16 protein-coding genes are annotated in these 18,763 nt (G+C 57.1%); 11 read left to right on the top strand and 5 right to left on the bottom strand.

Annotated elements, in window-relative coordinates:
* Positions 1–12 precede the first annotated feature (12 nt).
* Genes kdsB through murB form a run of 3 tightly spaced genes read left to right on the top strand, consistent with a single transcriptional unit; the run spans position 13 to position 2,338 of the window.
* Positions 13–822: a 3-deoxy-manno-octulosonate cytidylyltransferase gene (gene kdsB / locus MRBBS_RS11240; protein ID WP_014871638.1), complete on the top strand. Its 810-nt coding sequence runs from the start codon at positions 13–15 to the stop codon at positions 820–822.
* The gene (locus MRBBS_RS11235; RefSeq protein WP_014871637.1) at positions 822–1,301 is read left to right on the top strand and encodes a low molecular weight protein-tyrosine-phosphatase; all 480 of its coding nucleotides are present in this window, start codon (positions 822–824) and stop codon (positions 1,299–1,301) included. Before kdsB ends, MRBBS_RS11235 begins: the two co-directional genes overlap by 1 nt.
* On the top strand, positions 1,298–2,338 hold the full coding sequence (gene murB / locus MRBBS_RS11230; protein ID WP_014871636.1) for a UDP-N-acetylmuramate dehydrogenase: 1,041 nt from the start codon (positions 1,298–1,300) through the stop codon (positions 2,336–2,338). Before MRBBS_RS11235 ends, murB begins: the two co-directional genes overlap by 4 nt.
* A 77-nt stretch (positions 2,339–2,415) precedes the next feature.
* Here the strand turns inward: murB and MRBBS_RS11225 are convergent, their stop codons facing one another.
* Positions 2,416–4,152 carry a proline--tRNA ligase gene (locus MRBBS_RS11225; protein ID WP_014871635.1) on the bottom strand — a complete coding sequence of 579 codons (1,737 nt, stop codon included), beginning with the start codon at positions 4,150–4,152 and terminating at the stop codon, positions 2,416–2,418.
* A 145-nt stretch (positions 4,153–4,297) separates the two neighbouring features.
* Positions 4,298–4,795, bottom strand: a complete 498-nt coding sequence (locus MRBBS_RS11220; RefSeq protein ID WP_014871634.1) for an Lrp/AsnC family transcriptional regulator — start codon at positions 4,793–4,795, stop codon at positions 4,298–4,300.
* Positions 4,796–4,941: 146 nt separating this feature from the next.
* On the opposite strand from MRBBS_RS11220, the gene leuA reads away from it, so the two are divergent.
* Positions 4,942–6,636 carry a 2-isopropylmalate synthase gene (gene leuA, locus MRBBS_RS11215; protein ID WP_014871633.1) on the top strand — a complete coding sequence of 565 codons (1,695 nt, stop codon included), beginning with the start codon at positions 4,942–4,944 and terminating at the stop codon, positions 6,634–6,636.
* 85 nt (positions 6,637–6,721) lie between these two features.
* On the opposite strand, the gene MRBBS_RS11210 is transcribed toward leuA, so the two are convergent.
* The 3 genes from MRBBS_RS11210 to xseA all read right to left on the bottom strand — a co-directional run bounded on the left by MRBBS_RS11210 (position 6,722) and on the right by xseA (position 10,487).
* Positions 6,722–6,931 carry a cold-shock protein gene (locus MRBBS_RS11210; RefSeq protein WP_007352080.1) on the bottom strand — a complete coding sequence of 70 codons (210 nt, stop codon included), beginning with the start codon at positions 6,929–6,931 and terminating at the stop codon, positions 6,722–6,724.
* Positions 6,932–7,071: 140 nt separating this feature from the next.
* Positions 7,072–8,949 (bottom strand): propionyl-CoA synthetase, encoded by a 1,878-nt coding sequence (locus MRBBS_RS11205; RefSeq protein WP_014871632.1) that lies wholly within the window; start codon positions 8,947–8,949, stop codon positions 7,072–7,074.
* Positions 8,950–9,137: 188 nt separating this feature from the next.
* Positions 9,138–10,487, bottom strand: a complete 1,350-nt coding sequence (gene xseA, locus MRBBS_RS11200) for an exodeoxyribonuclease VII large subunit (protein ID WP_014871631.1) — start codon at positions 10,485–10,487, stop codon at positions 9,138–9,140.
* A 213-nt stretch (positions 10,488–10,700) separates the two neighbouring features.
* Here xseA and guaB point away from each other — a divergent pair, with 213 nt between their 5' ends.
* The 7 genes from guaB to MRBBS_RS11165 all read left to right on the top strand — a co-directional run bounded on the left by guaB (position 10,701) and on the right by MRBBS_RS11165 (position 18,761).
* Positions 10,701–12,164 carry an IMP dehydrogenase gene (gene guaB / locus MRBBS_RS11195; protein ID WP_014871630.1) on the top strand — a complete coding sequence of 488 codons (1,464 nt, stop codon included), beginning with the start codon at positions 10,701–10,703 and terminating at the stop codon, positions 12,162–12,164.
* Positions 12,165–12,227: 63 nt separating this feature from the next.
* A complete protein-coding gene (gene guaA, locus MRBBS_RS11190) occupies positions 12,228–13,805 on the top strand; it encodes a glutamine-hydrolyzing GMP synthase (protein ID WP_014871629.1) in 1,578 nt (525 codons plus the stop codon).
* A 278-nt stretch (positions 13,806–14,083) separates the two neighbouring features.
* Positions 14,084–14,722 carry a DUF1523 family protein gene (locus tag MRBBS_RS11185; RefSeq protein ID WP_041635263.1) on the top strand — a complete coding sequence of 213 codons (639 nt, stop codon included), beginning with the start codon at positions 14,084–14,086 and terminating at the stop codon, positions 14,720–14,722.
* A gap of 4 nt (positions 14,723–14,726) precedes the next feature.
* On the top strand, positions 14,727–15,938 hold the full coding sequence (locus MRBBS_RS11180; RefSeq protein WP_041635262.1) for a phosphoribosyltransferase domain-containing protein: 1,212 nt from the start codon (positions 14,727–14,729) through the stop codon (positions 15,936–15,938).
* Positions 15,938–16,702 (top strand): hypothetical protein, encoded by a 765-nt coding sequence (locus MRBBS_RS11175; protein WP_014871625.1) that lies wholly within the window; start codon positions 15,938–15,940, stop codon positions 16,700–16,702. Before MRBBS_RS11180 ends, MRBBS_RS11175 begins: the two co-directional genes overlap by 1 nt.
* On the top strand, positions 16,699–17,820 hold the full coding sequence (locus MRBBS_RS11170) for a cysteine protease StiP family protein (RefSeq protein WP_014871624.1): 1,122 nt from the start codon (positions 16,699–16,701) through the stop codon (positions 17,818–17,820). The genes MRBBS_RS11175 and MRBBS_RS11170 overlap by 4 nt, the downstream gene beginning before the upstream one ends.
* Positions 17,817–18,761, top strand: coding sequence for an HpcH/HpaI aldolase/citrate lyase family protein (locus MRBBS_RS11165; RefSeq protein WP_014871623.1), 945 nt, complete (start codon positions 17,817–17,819; stop codon positions 18,759–18,761). The genes MRBBS_RS11170 and MRBBS_RS11165 overlap by 4 nt, the downstream gene beginning before the upstream one ends.
* Positions 18,762–18,763: the final 2 nt, after the last annotated feature.

The raw sequence follows: 18,763 nt of genomic DNA, 5'->3' as shown, positions 1-18,763 counted from the left end.
GAGGAGCCATTCATGCCCTTTACCACGCCCTTTACCGTCGTGATTCCGGCGCGCTTCGGGTCAAGCCGCTTGCCGGGCAAACCCTTGGCAGACATTGGCGGCCAGCCGATGATTCAGCATGTGTGGCAGCGAGCACAGGAAAGCCGCGCCGGGCGAGTGGTGATTGCCACCGACGACGCGCGGGTACAGCAAGCTTGTGAGCGCTTTGGTGCCGAAGTTGTCATGACCTTGGCCGGCCATGTCAGTGGTACCGACCGTCTGGCTGAAGTGGCACAGGCCTTGAATCTGGACGAAGACCACCGGGTAATCAATGTACAAGGGGATGAACCACTGATCCCCAGCGTGTTGATTAATCAGGTGGCAGACAATCTGGACTTGCACCCCGAAGCGGCCATTGCCACTCTGTGCGAGCGCATTCACGATGCGGAGTCGGTGTTTAATCCCAACGTAGTGAAAGTGGTTTTCGACCGGCAGGGGATGGCACATTATTTCAGCCGCGCGCCTATACCCTGGTATCGCGATGGCTGGGGCGCCGCTACGGCAGTCGGGGCAAACCGCACTGCAAATCGGGATCTGCCGGACAATTTTGGTTATTTTCGCCACATCGGCATTTATGGTTATCGCGCCGGCGTACTGGCCGATTTTGTGCGCTGGCCACCGGCGCCCGCCGAACAGGTGGAAGCATTGGAACAGCTGCGTGCGCTTTATAACGGCGCTCGCATTCATGTTGACTTGGCGGCCGTCAGTCCGCCAGCCGGGGTAGACACCGAAGCGGATCTGCAACGGGTAAGGGCTTTTTTGAACAAGCAGGAGATAAATTAATGGCAGCCTCTGTTAGCGTTTTATTTGTGTGTCTGGGTAACATTTGTCGCTCACCCACCGCCGAAGGCGTGTTTCGCAAACAGGTAGCGGCCGCCGGCCTTGAACAGCAGGTACGTATTGATTCTTGCGGCACCGGTGATTGGCATATTGGCAAAGGCCCAGATCAGCGCGCGGTGACCGCGGCCGGTCGAATCGGGATTGATATCAGTGGCCTGAGAGCGCGTCAGTTTGAGGTCGAAGACCTGGACAGTTTTGACTATGTATTAGTGATGGACCGCCAGAATCTGGCAGACGTGAAAGAAATCTGGCATCAGAACGGCGGCACCGTGCCCCGGCTGTTCTTGAACTTTGCTGATTTTGACGACCAGGAAGTGCCAGATCCGTATTTCGGTGGAGACGATGGCTTTCAACATGTGCTCGAACTGATCCACCAAGCCGGTGAAGGTCTGCTGAATGATATTCGTGGGAAGCTGGGATGAAAACCCTGCCAGAAATACGGGAAAGGGTAGATTTAACGCCCTATAACTCTCTGGCCATTGCGGCCAGTGCCCGCTATTTCGCCCGCATTACCCATCGTGAACAGGTTGGCGCCACGCTGGCTTGGGCGGCTGAAAAAAATCTGCCGGTGCTGATTGTCGGCGGTGGCAGTAACCTGGTGTTTCGCGCCGACATTGAGGGCCTGGTTGTGCATATGGCTCTGGCAGGGCGGCACTGGCGTGACATTAGCATTGAGGCGGCCACGCTGGTGCTGGGTGCTGGGGAAAACTGGCATGGCGCGGTCTTGTACGCTGCCCGCAGCGGCCATCGCGGGATCGAAAATCTGGCGCTGATTCCGGGTACCTGCGGCGGCGCACCGGTACAAAATATTGGCGCTTACGGCGTGGAATTGGCAGATACGCTGGTGTGCGTCACCGCTCTGGATCGCAGTAGCGGAAAGTCAGTTACTTTAAGTGCCGAAGCGTGCAATTTCGCCTACCGTGACAGCCTGTTTAAACAGCAGCCCGACCGGTATCTGATTCTGGACGTGCATCTGCGCCTGTCCCGCAACCGGCCTTTCCAGTTGGGTTACGGCGAGCTGGCGGCTTACTTTGGCGATACGCCGGTGTCAAAATTAAACGCTGAAGATGTGGCCGAGGCGGTCATGGCCGTTCGCCGCCGCAAACTGCCAGATCCGCAGCGCCTGCCAAACGCTGGCAGCTTTTTTAAAAACCCGGTGGTCAGCCAAAAGGTCTTTGATCAGCTACAAAGTCGTTTTTCAGACCTGGTGGCTTATCCACTGCCACACGGTCAGGGCATGAAGTTGGCGGCGGGCTGGTTGATTGAACAGTGTGGTTGGAAAGGCTACCGCAACCAATGGGTGGGCGTGCACAATTACCAGGCTCTGGTGTTAATCAACCACGGCGGCGGCAGCGGTGCACAGCTGCTTGCGCTGGCTCAGGAAATTCGCGAGTCTGTTCAGGCACGCTTTGGCGTTGAGCTAGAGCAGGAGCCTCTCACACAGCCGGCCATCAATTAGTCAGACCGATCGGTCACGAATAAAAAAACCCTGGTGCGTTTCGGCGACCAGGGTTTTTTAATGACGCGTTTTTGTTTTTAAAGCGGCGAAACACTCTTCAGAAAGGAAATCGCATCCGCCAGGGCAACGTCCTGTTTATCGGCATCGCGACGGCCCTTGTATTCCAGAGTACCGGCTTCCAGCCCGCGGTCAGACACCACAAAGCGATGGGGAATGCCGGTCAGCTCCATATCTGCGAACTTCACCCCGGGCCGCTCGTTGCGGTCGTCTAGCAGCACGTCGTAACCAGCCTGTTGCAGCTGTTGGTAGAGTTTTTCACCGGCTTCGGCCACCGCAGGTGATTTGTGGCCGTTCAGAAGTACCACGGCAACCCGGAAGGGCGCGATAGCGTCGGGCCATATAATGCCGCGGTCATCGTGATTTTGCTCGATTGACGCTGCCACAATCCGCGACACGCCAATGCCGTAGCAGCCCATAGACATCGTGGCGGTTTTGCCATTTTCGTCCAGCACCGTGGCGTTCAGTGCCTTGCTGTATTTGTTGCCCAGTTTGAATATATGGCCTACTTCAATACCACGGCGAATTTCCAGGGCGCCCTGACCACAGGGGCTGGCGTCGCCTTCCACCACGTTGCGCAAGTCTTCCACCCGTCCCAGTGGCAGGTCGCGTAGCCAGTTTACGCCGGTCAGGTGCACGTCATTCTTGTTGGCGCCGCAGACAAAGTTTGCCAAGTGCGCGGCGCTGCGGTCGACAATCACCGGCACCGACAAACTTACCGGCCCAATCGAGCCAGGTGCGCAGCCGGTGGCGCGCTGAATTTCCTCATCCGTGGCCATCGTCAACGGGTCGGCCACGCCGGCCAGATTTTCAGCCTTGATCTCATTCAGGGAATGGTCGCCGCGCAGAATCAGCGCCACCAATCCCGGGTCACTGCCTTCTTCGGCACCGGCTTCAGCTTCGGCTTTCACCAGCAGCGTTTTCACGGTTTGGGTGACGTCTTCTTTCAGAAACTCGGTAATGTCGGCAATTGTCCGTTGGCCCGGTGTCGCCACTTCGGTCATCGCCTGGGTGGGTGCGGGGCGCTCGCCGGCGGGTGCCATGGCTTCGGCTTTTTCTATATTCGCCGCGTAGTCGCTGCCGGTGCTGAACACGATGGCGTCTTCACCAGAGGAGGCCAATACGTGAAATTCCTGGGAGCCACTGCCGCCAATAGCGCCGGAGTCTGCCTGCACGGGGCGGTAATCCAAGCCCAGGCGATCAAATATAGCGCAGTAGGTGCGGTGCATCAGCTGGTAAGTTTCGTCCAGTGATTCAGCACTGATGTGAAATGAATAGGCGTCTTTCATGATGAACTCCCGTGCACGCATCACGCCGAAACGGGGGCGACGCTCGTCACGGAATTTTGTCTGAATCTGAAAGAAGTTGGCAGGCAGCTGTTTATAGCTTTTCAGCTCGTTGCGGATCAGGTCGGTAATCACTTCTTCGTGGGTAGGGCCAAAGCAAAACTCGCGGCCGTGGCGATCGTTCATGCGCAGCAGTTCGCCGCCGTATTCGTCCCAGCGGCCGGATTCCCGCCACAGTTCTGCTGGCTGTACCGCCGGCATCAGCAGTTCTTGCGCGCCGCTGCGGTCCATTTCTTCGCGCACAATGCGCTCAACTTTGCGCAGGGTACGCAGGCCCATGGGCAGCCAGGTATAAAGGCCGGCGGCCAGTTTGCGGATCAAACCGGCACGCAGCATCAGCTGGTGGCTGATAATCTCGGCGTCGGCGGGTGTTTCTTTTTGGGTGGCAATCAGATAACGGCTGGCTCGCATTTTGGGTTCCGTCAGGAGTGATTCATGGAGAGGCCGCAGCCTCAAAAATAATGGCTTCTATTGTACGGAGCCGCAACAGACAGGTACAGACACCCGCCCGGTAAAGTTGGGTTTGCCCGGGCGTAAAAGCGCACAGCCCGCAAGGTCAGGACAAATAGCCTAAGGGCAGGGCCGTGTTATCCAGGACCCGGCGTAGTACAAAGCTTGAATGCACGCCGCTCACCCCGGCAATGCGGGTTATCTGGTTCAGCAGAAAATGATGGTAATGGTCCATATCCGGCACCACCACTTTCAGCATGTAGTCTGCGTCGTGGCCGGTAATCAGATAGCACTCCAGTACCTCCGGATAGGCGCTGACGGCATCCTCAAACGCCGCAAAACGTTCCGGTGTGTGGCGGTCCATGCCGATCAGAATGATGGCGGTGAGCGCCAGCCCGAGTTTTTTGTGATTAAGAATGGTTGCCGTGCGCACAATCACGCCGTTTTGCTCCAGCGCACGTACCCGGCGCAGGCAGGGCGACGGCGATAGCCCGACTTTGTCGGCCAGTTGTTGGTTACTGAGTGAGCCGTCTTTTTGCAGATGGTCCAAAATTTTCCGGTCGGTTTTGTCCAGTGCGATCAGGGTTTCTAATTTATTAAGCATTTTCTGCTACAAACCTCGGTTTTAGCGATATTTAATGGCTCTATAGTCCGGTTTGTAGCCTCTATTAGCAATCACCTGCGTCGACTTTTTGTGTAATCTTGTGTTCTGTAACCGGCAATCTGCACACGCAAAAAGGAAACCATTTTATGGCTTTTGATCATCGTAAATACGCCGCCTTCAAGCCCATCGCTAAAACCAACCGGCGCTGGCCCGATCGTATGATTGAGCGGGCGCCCACCTGGTGCGCGGTTGATTTACGCGATGGCAACCAAGCTCTGGTAAAACCTATGTCGGTCAGCCAGAAACAGCGGATGTTTGATTTGCTGGTAAAGCTGGGCTTCAAGGAAATCGAGATCGGTTTCCCCGCAGCCAGCCAGCCGGACTTTGATTTCTGCCGCAAGCTTATCGAAGAAGGGCGTATTCCTGACGATGTAAAGATTCAGGTGCTGACCCAGGCCCGGCCGGCGCTGATCAAGCGCACTTACGAAGCGCTGGAAGGCGCCAAAAAAGCCATTGTCCACGTTTATAACTCCACTTCTACCGTGCAGCGCGAGCAGGTGTTCGGGTTAGACCGTGATGGCATCCGTGATATTGCAGTAGAGGGTGCGCGTTTGGTGAAGGAGCTGGCCGCCGGTTACCCGAACACCGAATGGACCTTTCAGTATTCGCCGGAGAGCTTTACCGGTACCGAGCTGGATTTTGCCGCTGAAGTCATCGATGCAGTGACTGAAGTGTGGCGCCCGGACCAGGGTCAAGCGGTCATTATTAACCTGCCTGCCACGGTAGAGATGGCTACGCCCAACGTGTTTGCCGATCAGATCGAGTGGATTTGCGACACCATTCAGCGCCGCGAACATCTGAGCATCAGCGTGCACACTCACAATGACCGGGGCTGTGGCGTAGCCGCGGCCGAACTGGCGGTCATGGCGGGCGCTGATCGGGTGGAAGGAACGCTGATGGGGAACGGCGAACGCACCGGTAATATGGATCTGGTGACCATGGCGATGAACCTGTATTCACAGGGTATTGACCCAACCCTGGATTTGTCCGGCATGGCTGACATTACCGAGGTGGTTGAAGCCTGCACCGAGATTTCGACTCATCCACGCCACCCCTACGCGGGTGAGCTGGTATTCACCGCGTTTTCTGGCAGCCATCAGGACGCTATCCGCAAATGTCTGGCTCAGCGTAAAGAAGGCGATGCCTGGAATGTGGCCTATCTGCCGATTGATCCGTTCGACCTGGGCCGTCGCTATGACGAGGTGGTGCGCATCAACAGCCAGTCTGGCAAGGGCGGTGTGGCTTATGTGCTAGAGCGGGATTACAACATCAGCTTGCCACGTTGGTTGCAAATTGAGTTCAGCAAAGTGGTGCAGCGTGAAGCGGAAAACAACGGCGGCGAGATCGATTCGGTGAGCATTCACCGCCTGTTTGAAGCTCGCTATCTTGCGGTGCCGGCAGACTGGGCGTTACGCACTTACGATCTTCATCGCAACGAACAAGGGGTACGTGCTGATTTGGTGATCGGTAACGAAAACAGCCCGGTAACGCTGCAAGGTTATGGCTCAGGGGCGGTGGAAGCCGTGGCAGCGGCGCTGGCCCAGCGTTTTTCCATTACCCTGGCGGTAGAGGCGTATGACGAGTTCGCTCTGGGCGCAGGCACTTCGGCCAATGCCATGGCGTGTATTCGTTTGCAGGCCAACGGCCAGGCGTGCAGCGCAGCAGCCTTGGCGGAAGACACCACGTCGGCGACCTTACAGGCATTATTGAATGCGGTGGCTCAGGTTGTGCCCGGTGTTCACGCTGGCGCAAAAGCGGTCGATGAAGTGTTAAGCGTCTGATCTTAAAATCAGCCATAAAAAAACGGGCCGGTGAATCATCGGCCCGTTTTTCTGACTGGTCACGCTTTATCAGCGACAGCCCTTATTACACAGGCGTTACGTTCTCTGCCTGCGGGCCTTTAGGGCCGTCGGTTACAGTAAACTGCACTTTCTGGCCTTCAGCCAGGGTGCGAAAACCGTCTGCGTTGATGGCACTGAAGTGAACGAACACGTCACTGCCGTCTTCCTGGGCGATAAAGCCAAAGCCTTTTGCTTCGTTGAACCACTTCACGTGGCCAGTTGTGGTCTCAGACATCGATCTTTCCTGTATTTCACATGAGCTCCTATGAACGGAGCTTTTCTGATTTCCCCCCGTAGGGGCTTTAGATACTGCCACCCCAGTATAGACACAGCTAAGGCGCCGTCAACGCCCTTTCGGGCGCTGTTTTGGAAAATTTACCGAGGCCGGAACTGGTCGCTGATTTCTTCCAGAATGGACGGGTCATCAATGGTGCTCGGTACATTGTAGGCCTCGCCGTCTGCAATCTGGCGTATAACCCGGCGCAGAATCTTGCCAGAACGTGTTTTTGGTAAGCGGTCAACCACCATGGCCCGCTTAAAGCAGGCAATGGCGCCGATTTTGTCACGCATCATTTCTACCAGCTCGTCTTCCAGCTCGTCATGGTCAATGGTGGCGCCATCTTTTATCAGCACCAGCCCGATCGGAATCTGGCCTTTCATATCGTCATGGGCGCCGACCACGCAGCATTCAGCGACCGCCGGGTGAGACGACACCACTTCTTCCATTTCACCGGTAGATAACCGGTGGCCGGCTACGTTAATGACGTCGTCGGTGCGACCCATAACGAAAATATAACCATCTTCATCTTCAAAGCCACCGTCACCAGTGCTGTAAAAGCCGGGAATAGCGTCGAGATAACTTTCACGAAAACGCTCATCATTGCCCCAAACGGTTTGCAAACAGCCCGGTGGTAGTGGCAGTTTTATCGCGATTTGGCCCTGTTCACCCGCTGGCATCTGATTGCCGCGTATATCAACTATCTGAACATCGTAGCCGGGGGACGGCATGGTGGCGGAACCGGGTTTAGTGGTCATCATTTCGATACCGGTGGGGTTACAGCAAATGGCCCAGCCGGTCTCGGTTTGCCACCAGTGGTCAATGACTGGCAAATGAGTGTGCTCACGCAGCCAGTCGTAGGTGGCCGGGTCCAGGCGCTCACCGGCCAGATAGATGCGCTTCAGCGAGCGGATGTCATATTTCTTTAAAAAATCTGCTTCCGGATCTTCTTTGCGCACCGCGCGAAAAGCGGTCGGGGCGGTAAACAGAATATTGACCTTGTGATCCTGGATCACGCGCCAGAAACCGCCTGCGTCTGGAGTGCGAACCGGTTTACCTTCATACAGTACGGTGGTGCAGCCGGCAAACAGTGGCGCGTAAATAATATAGCTGTGACCCACTACCCAGCCCACATCCGACGCGGTCCAGAACACATCACCGGGGCTGGCGTCGTAGACCAGCTTCATGCTGTATTTCAGTGCCACGGCGTGGCCGCCGTTGTCCCGCACCACACCTTTGGGTTTACCGGTGGTGCCGGAGGTGTAAAGAATGTACAGCGGATCGGTCGATTTGACGGCGACCGGGGCTGCTGGCTCGGCGTCGCGAACAAGTTCGTTCCAGTCCACATCTCTGGGGCTTTGCAGGTTGGCTGTTGCTTCCGCGCGCTGATACACAACACACAGCTCGGGTTTGTGTTTCGCTTGTGCCAAAGCCTTGTCCACCAGAGGCTTGTAGGCAATCACCTTGCTGACTTCGATACCGCAAGACGCGGTAATGAGCGCCTTGGGCGTCGCATCGTCAATGCGAAGGGCCAGTTCGTGAGCCGCAAAGCCGCCAAATACCACCGAATGAACCGCGCCAATACGGGCGCAGCCCAGCATTGCGATAACCGCCTGGGGGATCATCGGCATGTAGATAACGACGCGATCGCCTTTCTCAATCCCGCGGGCCTTTAATGCGCCGGCAAAACGCGCGACTTCATCGGTCAGTTGATTGTAGGTGTAGCTTTGTTGGGTGTTGGTCACCGGTGAATCGTAAATTAGAGCGGTTTGTTCACCACGGCCGGCGCGAAGGTTGGCATCCAGGGCAATGTCGCTGGTGTTCAGCTCGCCATCAGTAAACCAGTCGCCGTGGCCGTTGTCTTTGGCCTGCCAGATGGTATGCGGAAATTTAATCCATTCGATGTCGGCGGCTTTTTCACGCCAGAAGTCGCCGGGTCTGCTGATTGAGCGTGTAAATTCTGCGTTGTAATCCATCCGTCCCACCTCACAGTGTCAGTATTTATTCTTCGTGCACTTGTGAACCACTTTAGGCCGTTTCCGTTACGCAACCAGTAGACCATGGGAGTAGATTTGCTGGCGCAAGCCTGAATTAAAGCAATCACACGACAAAACGAGGTGTTTTTAAGCGTTGCTACGCTTCATAAAACATGTGTTGCACTGCATTAAGATTCATCGCAACTCGTGACCCGGGCGTGAACAGTGCCGCTGGCCACTCGGGCGCTGATAGCCTGGCCAGCTTCAAGCTGCTCGGCATGCCGCACAATCTTGCCCTGGTGGTCTTTCACAATGGCGTAGCCCCGTCCCAGAGTGGCCAGCGGGCTGACCAGGTTCAGGGTTTGCGCTGTGTAATCCAGTTGCTCATGGCGGCTTTTAAGTGTTTGCTGAATGGCCAGATTCAAGCCTGTTGTTGCCCGCAACACACGTTCGCTGGCGCTGGCAAGTTGCCTGTTAGGTGATTGCATGGCCAGGCGCTGCTGCAAATAGTCGGTACGCATGTGCAAACGCTGGGTCAGGTGCGCCATTGCGCGGCTCAGGCGAAGATCCAGCCCATCCAGGCGCTGCGCTTTTTCCTGCAGGCTGCGGCGCGGATCTTTTAATCGCGTGGAAAGCTGCAGTAGTCTGTTTTCAAGCGCCGTGTGTTGGCGCCCCATGGCAGCCTGCAGGCGCTCGCCGATGGCCTGTAATTGGCCTAACCAGATGCTTTGATCTGGCGATATTTTTTCCGCCGCTGCCGACGGTGTCGGCGCCCGCAAATCGGCTACGTAATCGGCAATGGTGGTGTCTACCTCGTGCCCCACGGCGCTGACGGTGGCTATCGGGCAGGCGGCAATGGCGCGGGCTACGGCCTCTTCGTTAAAGCACCACAAATCTTCCAATGATCCGCCGCCGCGGCCAATAATTAGCACGTCCGCGCGATTGTGGGCAACAGCCCGGCCGATGGCAGCGACTATGTCTGCGGTTGCGGCCTGGCCCTGCACCGCGGTTGGGTAAAGTGTGACTGGGATTCCCGGGCAACGCCGAGCCAGCACCGTGAGTATGTCGTGAATCGCAGCACCGGTTGGGGAGGTAACCACGCCAATATGCCGGGGCAGGGCGGGTATGGGTTTTTTGCGCGCGGTGCTAAACAAGCCCTCGTTGAAGAGCTTTAACTTCAACGCTTCAAACGCCTGCTGTAGGGCGCCTGCGCCGGCTGGCTCAAGATGCTCGACAATAATCTGGAAGTCGCCGCGGTTCTCGTACAAGGTCACTTTGCCGCGAATTCGCACCAGTTCGCCTTCTTTTGGCGCCGCGCGAACCCGCTGATTAGCGCTGCGGAACATTGCACAGCGAATCTGGCAGCTACGATCTTTCAGAGAAAAGTACCAGTGCCCGGAAGAAGGGCGTGAAAACCCCGACAATTCGCCTTCAACCCAAACCTGCATAAAGCTGGTTTCCAACAGGTGACGTGCCTGATGATTCAGCTCACTAACGCTGAGCGCCCGCGGCCGGGTGTCCTGAAAGGCATCATTCACCGAAAACTCCCCATATTTTTATACGCAATAGCCGAATAAATTGGATGTAAACTGCTTAAAATTCAGATGCATGCAACCTTTGGTGGGAAACTTTGCGGTTTACTGGGCTGCAACAGATCTTTATAATATGTCGATTAAGAATTCTACTTTGCAGCGGCACTTGCTATGCCCTTGCCAAGGTTTAAATTTAGCACGTTCAAAAGGCCGATCCCAATGCTGCGAATTGACGAAGAAGCTCTCACATTTGATGACGTATTGTTGGTGCCCGGTTACTCCGAGGTTCTGCCCCACGAAGCCGATCTTCGCACTCGCCTGACACGAACCATCACACTTAATATTCCGCTGGTGTCGGCGGCCATGGACACAGTAACAGACGCAGAGCTGGCGATTGCCATGGCCCAGGAAGGCGGCATTGGCATTATGCATAAAAATATGAGCGCCGAGCAGCAGGCCGCCGCGGTGCGTAAGGTGAAAAAGTTTGAAAGCGGCGTGGTAAAAGACCCGATTACGGTCAAGCCAGAGAACACCGTACGCGAGCTGGTTGAAATTACCATGGCCAATAATATTTCCGGCCTGCCGGTAGTCGACGGCAGCGAGCTGGTGGGTATTGTAACGGGCCGGGATATCCGTTTTGTAAGCAGCATGGACACGCTGGTGCGTGACATCATGACGCCGAAGGAAAAGCTGGTTACGGTGAAAGAAGGCGCCGATCTGGAATCGGTTAAAGAACTCCTGCACCGCCACCGCATTGAGAAAGTCCTAGTGGTAAACGATAACTTCCAGCTGCGCGGTCTGGTCACAGCAAAAGACATCCAGAAGTCTAAAGACTACCCGCTGGCGAGTAAAGACGATCAGGGCCGCCTGCGGGTTGGCGCGGCCGTCGGCACCGGCAGCGACACCGAAGCCCGCGTGATCGCTCTGGCGGAAGCCGGTGTTGATGTCATTGTGGTGGATACGGCCCACGGTCATTCTCGCGGTGTGCTCGATCGTGTGCGCTGGATTAAGGAACATTACCCCGAACTGCAGGTGATTGGTGGCAATATCGCCACAGCTGAGGCCGCCCTTGCTCTGGTTGACGCCGGCGCAGATGCGGTGAAAGTGGGTATCGGCCCGGGTTCTATTTGTACCACCCGCATTGTGGCTGGTGTGGGTGTGCCGCAGATTTCAGCGGTGTCCAACGTGGCTGAGGCCCTGAAAAACAGTGACGTACCGCTGATTGCCGACGGCGGTTTGCGCTTCTCCGGTGATATTGCCAAGGCCATTGCGGCCGGCGCCCACTGTGTGATGATCGGCAGCCTGCTGGCCGGCACCGACGAAGCCCCGGGTGAAATTGAACTGTTCCAGGGCCGTAGTTACAAGGCTTATCGGGGTATGGGTTCAATCGGCGCCATGGGTCAGGGCTCCAGCGATCGGTATTTCCAGGACGCCAGCAAAGGCATAGAAAAGCTGGTTCCCGAAGGGATTGAAGGTCGCGTGGCGTGCAAAGGCCCGATGCGCAATATTATTCATCAGCTGATGGGCGGCCTGCGTGCCTCAATGGGTTACACCGGCAGTGCCACCATGACCGATATGCGCAACAAACCTCGGTTTGTGCGCATCACCGGTGCCGGTATGCGCGAGAGTCACGTTCACGACGTGACAATCACCAAGGAAGCACCGAACTACCGCGTTAGCTGATTACAGGTTGTTTTTATGCGGCCCCATTGTTGGGGCCGCATTGCTAATTTCCCCGAGGATTCCATGGCCCACGACATTCACGATCACCGCATCCTGATTCTAGATTTCGGTTCCCAGTACACCCAGCTGATTGCCCGCCGGGTTCGAGATATTGGTGTTTATTGCGAAGTACGCGCTTTTGACATCACGGCTGAAGAGCTCGACGCGTTCAACCCCAAGGGAATTCTGCTGGCCGGTGGTCCTGAGTCGGTCACCGATCTGGGCGGCCCGCGGGCGCCTGATGGCCTGTTTGATCGTGGTATTCCGATATTGGGTATTTGCTACGGCATGCAAACCATGGCAGAGCAGCTGGGCGGCCGGGTGGCCAGCTCGGAAAAACGCGAGTTTGGTTACGCCCAGATAAAAGTGCGCGCCAAGGGCCCTCTGCTGCAAGGCATCACTGACCACCTGACCGCAACCGGCGAATCTCTGCTGGACGTGTGGATGAGCCACGGCGACAAAGTGGTTGCCATGCCTGACGGTTTTGAACTTCTGGCCTCTACTGAAAGCGCGCCGATTGCAGCCATGCAAGATCTGTCGCGCCATCTTTACGGCCTGCAGTTCCATCCGGAAGTGACCCACACCTTGCAGGGCAAGCGTATTCTGGAACACTTCGTGATGAACATCTGCGGCTGCGAAGCCCTGTGGACGCCGGCTAAGATTGTCGACGACGCTGTGCAAAAGATCCGCGAACAGGTCGGCACCGACAAGGTGCTGCTGGGCCTGTCTGGCGGGGTAGATTCCTCGGTGACCGCGGCACTGCTGCACAAAGCCATTGGCGATCAGCTAACCTGCGTGTTTGTTGATAACGGCCTGCTGCGCCTGAACGAGGGCGACCAGGTGATGGACATGTTTGGTAGCAGCATGGGTGTAAAAGTCATTCGCGCCGACGCCGAGGAGCGCTTCCTGACCAACCTCAAAGGCGTCAGCGATCCCGAACAGAAGCGCAAAGTGATTGGTAACACCTTCATCGACGTGTTCGATGAAGAAGCCACCCGCATCCAGAATGTAAACTGGCTGGCCCAGGGTACTATCTATCCGGACGTGATCGAATCGGCTGCGTCCAAAACTGGCAAGTCCCACGTGATCAAATCCCACCACAACGTGGGTGGCCTGCCAGAAACCATGAAGCTGAAATTGGTAGAGCCGCTGCGGGAACTTTTCAAAGATGAAGTGCGTCGCATCGGCCTTGAGCTTGGCCTGCCTTACGATATGGTGTATCGCCATCCGTTCCCGGGCCCGGGCCTGGGTGTGCGCATCCTCGGCGAAGTGAAAAAAGATTACGCCGACATCTTGCGCCGCGCTGACGCCATCTTCTTGGAAGAGCTGCACCGCGCCGATTATTACCACAAAACCAGCCAGGCCTTTGCGGTCTTCCTGCCGGTGAAATCGGTAGGCGTAGTAGGCGACGCCCGTCGATACGAATGGGTGATTGCACTGCGCGCCGTAGAAACCATCGATTTCATGACCGCACGCTGGGCGCACCTGCCTTACGAGCTGCTGGAAACCGTGTCTAACCGCATTATTAATGAAATCAGCGGCGTATCACGGGTGACTTACGATGTGTCATCTAAGCCGCCAGCGACCATCGAATGGGAGTGAAGTGGGTTAGACAAATCGCATGATAAAAACCGACACAGCTGTGTCGGTTTTTTTTACCCGTTTGCCCAATATCTGCAACAGCGTTTCGTGCAGTCGAGTAAACTCCTGCGAGACCGGGCAGCGTCGCTGTGACACACTCACTCAGGCTTACAAGGGGCTAGGCGTGTTTGGCGCGATCAAGCAGTCAACAGGTGTGAGTGAGCGGTTAACCGACGTCAGTCTGTTAGGCCGAAGCCCGAAAAATTGCCAGAGTAAAATAGAACTCCAGGGAACTGCATATGAAGAAACTCAAAATTATCCTGATCGGGTGCTGCCTGACCGTTATGGGTCTGGCCCTGCATTATGTGTTGCCGCGTGTCTCCGTTGTCGAGGTGGTCGGCGTTGAGGTCAAGCGCACCGATGTAGAGGTGGGAACCCGAGACGTTTACATGATTCAAACCCGGCTGATCGGCAGCGACAACGTCCGCGTGTTCCGTAACGAAGACGCATGGCTATATTTTAAGATCAACTCCGCGAATCTTCAGACGCAAGCGGCTGTTTTTGCCCGCGAAGAAAATGGCTCGGCAGTTGCCGTCCGCCATTACGGCTGGCGGCTCCCGCTTTTGTCGATGTTCCCGAATGCGACCTCAGCCTGGCCTGTCGAGCCTGGGTACCGTCATATCCCCATTTTCAACATCGTTATATTGGTGTTTCTTTTAGGCTTGGCGTTTATAGCGCGCCGTGCCTTTAAGCGCGCGTCCGGTAAGTTAACAGAGTTGCGCGCCCGCCATACGCCTGGGCGTGCGGATAATGTCCCGTCGTCTTCGCCCTCCTCATCCTCAAAGTCATCCCCGGCAAGCGATGCCGGTCACGATGAATGGCTGCAGAGCGACCAGCAAACGTCGAGCCGGTCCGATAAGTCGGGGAGGGACGACTGAGCGGATGCAACAAACACCGGTTATCACGCGACATCCTCTGACCACGGGGGTTCTTGAGCTGCGGACCATCGCCGCTCCGACAGACGGCGAACTATTCCAGATTGCGGAGCGAATCAACCCGAAGCGCAGCTTTCTTTTTGTTTCCACTGTACTGGGGCGCCATATCCCCGTCAGACCAAGGGACCATTTTGATGCGGTTAACGGAATCGTCGATCAGATTCCCGATGCGTTGCTTGGCGGCCCTCTTTTGGTGATGGGTTACGCGGAGACTGCGGTTGGAGTTGGAGCTGCCGCGGCTCGACGGCTCCGGGAGCGACGGCCCGAAGCGGACCTGCTCTACCTGTCGACCACCCGCCACCCGGTGGCGGGTCGGGAATGGGTCAGCTTTTCGGAAGGGCACAGTCACGCCACCGCACATCATGTGATGGCGCCAACGTCGTGCGAGCTTTTAAGCGGGCCTGCAAAAACCCTGGTTCTTGTGGATGACGAGACGACCACCGGAAACACCTTTGCAGCTTTGTTCAAGGCGGTTCATGACGGTGGGGTAGACGTTAAGCGTGTCCTACTTCTGACCCTGACCGACTGGTCCAATGGACGTGCCGCCGAGGCGATTGCGGAGCTCTGCCCTGGGATCCCGGTGGACGCGTTCTCTTTAGTTCGAGGGGAATGGCGGTGGGAGCAAGATGCTAAAGCAACGCTTCCGGCTGTCCCGATTTGGGCCGGGGAAGCAGCACGACCGGCCTGGGTTCCAAACCCGAATCCTGTGCCGACCCCGCTGTTTCATGCGCCGCGGCTGGGGCTTCAGATGGAGCCGATTGTTGAACCGACGATCGACCCAATAAGGCCCTTGATTCCGACCGATCTGCCGGCGGTGGCCGCAGGCGACTCCGTTCTTGTGATCGGGACCGGCGAGCACGTTTGGGGCCCGATGCTGCTGGCGGAACGCCTTGAGCAGGAAGGGGCGGATGTAACGTTCGTCGCCACCACCCGTTCGCCGATCCTCAACGGAGAGGTTATCCGGCACAAGGTGGTGTTCCCAGACCATTACCGGGTGGGCGTACCGATGTATCTTCACAATGTCCCCGAACGCCCCAGCGCTCGAGTTATTATCATGACCGAGACAGGCGATGACGGAATCTGCCCCACGCTCCGGGCCTATCTCGGACGCGGACACATCATTAACGGAGCCGGCCAAGTGACGGAGTTTGAGACGTAATGGGCCAATGTATCTACTTGACGGATCTTGACGACACTCTTTTTCGATCCTTTCACAAACATCCCCAAGGCGAGGCCCTTACGCGGGTAACCACCGCGACCAATGGCCACCATGGCCACATGAACCCGGTGCAGCAGGGCCTGTTCTCGGCGCTGAGGGCAACCGGGGTGGTGATTCCGGTAACCGCTCGTAGCACTGACGCCTTTTCCCGGGTCCATCTCGATTTTGGTACCCGGCGCGCTATTCTGGCCAATGGGGCGGTGATTTTGAACGGCGAGGGCGTTGCAGAACCGGATTGGCTCGCGCACACGGCGCACATTGGGCGCAGCTCAGAAGCCCTGCTGCTGGACATGTCTGCGCTTATCGATGCGGAGTTCGGGACTGCAGCCCGCAGTTGGATCGTCGAAGAGTACGGCGCGCCGGTCTATTTCTGCGTGAAGATGAACGCGTCCGCGGCGGAAGACGTTCGGACCGGAATCAGTGCCGCAGCGGAGCTCCTTGCAAGCCGGTTCAACTTGTCCGGTCTGCAGCAGCATGCAAACGGCAATAATCTCTCGTTCACGCCAACAGGCATCTCAAAGCGGGACGCCTGTCGGCATCTGATCGACAGCATCAGAGACGGCAGCGGAGCGCCGCTGATCGGCATCGGAGACAGCCTGACGGATCTTCCGTTCATGGGTCTCTGCGATTTCATTATGACCCCGTCCGGGTCACAGATTGCAGGCCTCATGGCGCGAACGTCCGATAAGGACCTAACACCTTGAATCGCCCATTGACCGATATCGGAAAACGCCCTTTTTCAGGCAGCTATCTGTCGACAGACGTGGAGTTTCTGTTGAAGCCAGTTGCGCTCGAACCCACCCCGGTGGAGGAGAAAGAGCGCCGAATTCAGGCCGGCGTGACCCATTATTCGGAAATGATCTCCGAGGAGCGGCGTCCAGACGCCCGTTACCTGTCGCTGTTCGAGGAGTCTTGCCAGCTTGGAGTGCCGCGGCTCGCCCGAGACATTCGTTCCCTGGCGGGGCAAATCCTTGAGCTGGTTCAGCAGGGCCGTTTGAACCGGGAAATCACCCTTTGCAGCCTTGTCCGGGCCGGTGTTCCTTACGGTGTGCTGCTTAAGCGCGATCTGGCCCGGCTGGGCGCCGACGTCACCCATTTCGGGATCTCGATCATCCGCGATCGGGGCCTTGACGAGGCGGCCATGGGGGACGTCCTTGCGCGGCGCCCTGTTGACGGGGTGATCTTCGTCGACGGGTGGACCGGCAAAGGGGCAATCACGGCGGAGCTGACGGAGTCTTGGCGTGCTCTCACCGATCGGGAGCCAATGCTCGCTGTGATTGCCGATCCTTGCGGTCGTGCAAACCTTTGCGGATCCCGCGAGGACTGGCTGATCCCCTCCGGCATTCTTGGCGGTAACGTGTCTGGCCTTATCTCTCGCTCTATCCTCCGATCCGACCTGATAGGTCCCGGGGACTATCACGGCTGCATTGTGCTGGATCACCTTGCTGACATTGACCTATCGCGCTCGTTTGTCGACCGGGTGGATGTGGCGTTGTCGTCGCTGGCAGACAGGGTTGAGTTGGACCCAGAGGCGGAGTTGTCCGCGGCTGCCCGGTTCCGCACCGAGGCGGATCGCACCGTTGCGGCGGTTGCCAAGCGGTTTGGGGTGCAGAACCGCAACCGTATCAAACCAGGAATTGCAGAGGCCACAAGGGCGGTTCTGCGGCGCCGGCCCGATTGCGTTCTGGTTCGATCGCTAGGCCAGGACCCAGACCTTGCAGCGCTCATTCATCTTTGCCGTCAGGACGGGGTCGATCTTATTGCGGCGCCTGAGCTCACCGGGCCTTACCGGGCGATTACACTTATCAGGGAAACTAAATGACTGATTTTGGGTCCCACATGTTCGCGGCCTATAGGCTGGGGGCTACCCTTTACATGCCCGCCATACATCCGAAGGTGCCAGACATAGTGTCAGGATTGGCGCCGTCGCCAGCCTCATCGATTGTTCTTTGCCTGGAGGATGCGCTGCGTGAGGAAGACATTGAGAAAGGCATCCGAACCCTGACGGAACTGCTAAAGACCCGTCTTGGTAGCGCTGACAGCCGGCCACAGGTTTTCATCCGGCCCCGATCTTATGATATGGCGTGCCGGCTTCGGGCAATTGACGGCATTACCCAGATTGACGGTTTTGTTCTGCCAAAGGCTCGGCCTGAAACCGCCCCGGACTGGATTTCGCTGTTGTCAGGAACCACCCTGAAGCTCATGCCAACGCTTGAGACGCCGGAATTTTTCGATCCGGCCCGGCTGATTCAATTTCGGGACCTATTGCTGAGGGCCGGGCCGGACCGAATCGCCGCGGTCCGGATTGGTGGAAACGATCTTCTGGGCTCGATGGCGCTGCGCCGAGTGCGTGGCATGACGGCCTACGAGGGGCCGCTTGGCTGGTTTTTATCGATGGCGGCGTCGATCCTTATCCCGGCCGGGATTCCCGTTTCCGCTCCGGTCTTTGACATCATTGAAGACACGGAGACGTTGCGCCGTGAGGTGGAACGCGATGTGCAAATGGGATTCGTCTCAAAAACCGCCATCCATCCGGCCCAGGTCCCGATCATTGAAGGCGCGCTCTCTGTATCGGAAGAGGACCTTCGTGCAGCTAAAGCAATCCTTGATCGGGATGCTAGTGCCGTGTTCCAGATTGGTGGGGTCATGTGCGAGCCTGCAACCCATGCCGCTTGGGCACGCCGCACACTGGCGCGCGCGGATCGGTTCGGGTGTCACTCGTATGGGCACGCTCGTTATCAGCGAGAAACCGGTACCGGTTAAAA

The organism is Marinobacter sp. BSs20148 (assembly GCF_000283275.1).
Lineage (GTDB): Bacteria > Pseudomonadota > Gammaproteobacteria > Pseudomonadales > Oleiphilaceae > Marinobacter > Marinobacter psychrophilus.
The sequence above is the reverse complement of the archived record's forward strand: the minus strand, read 5'-3'. Positions and strand labels throughout refer to the sequence as shown.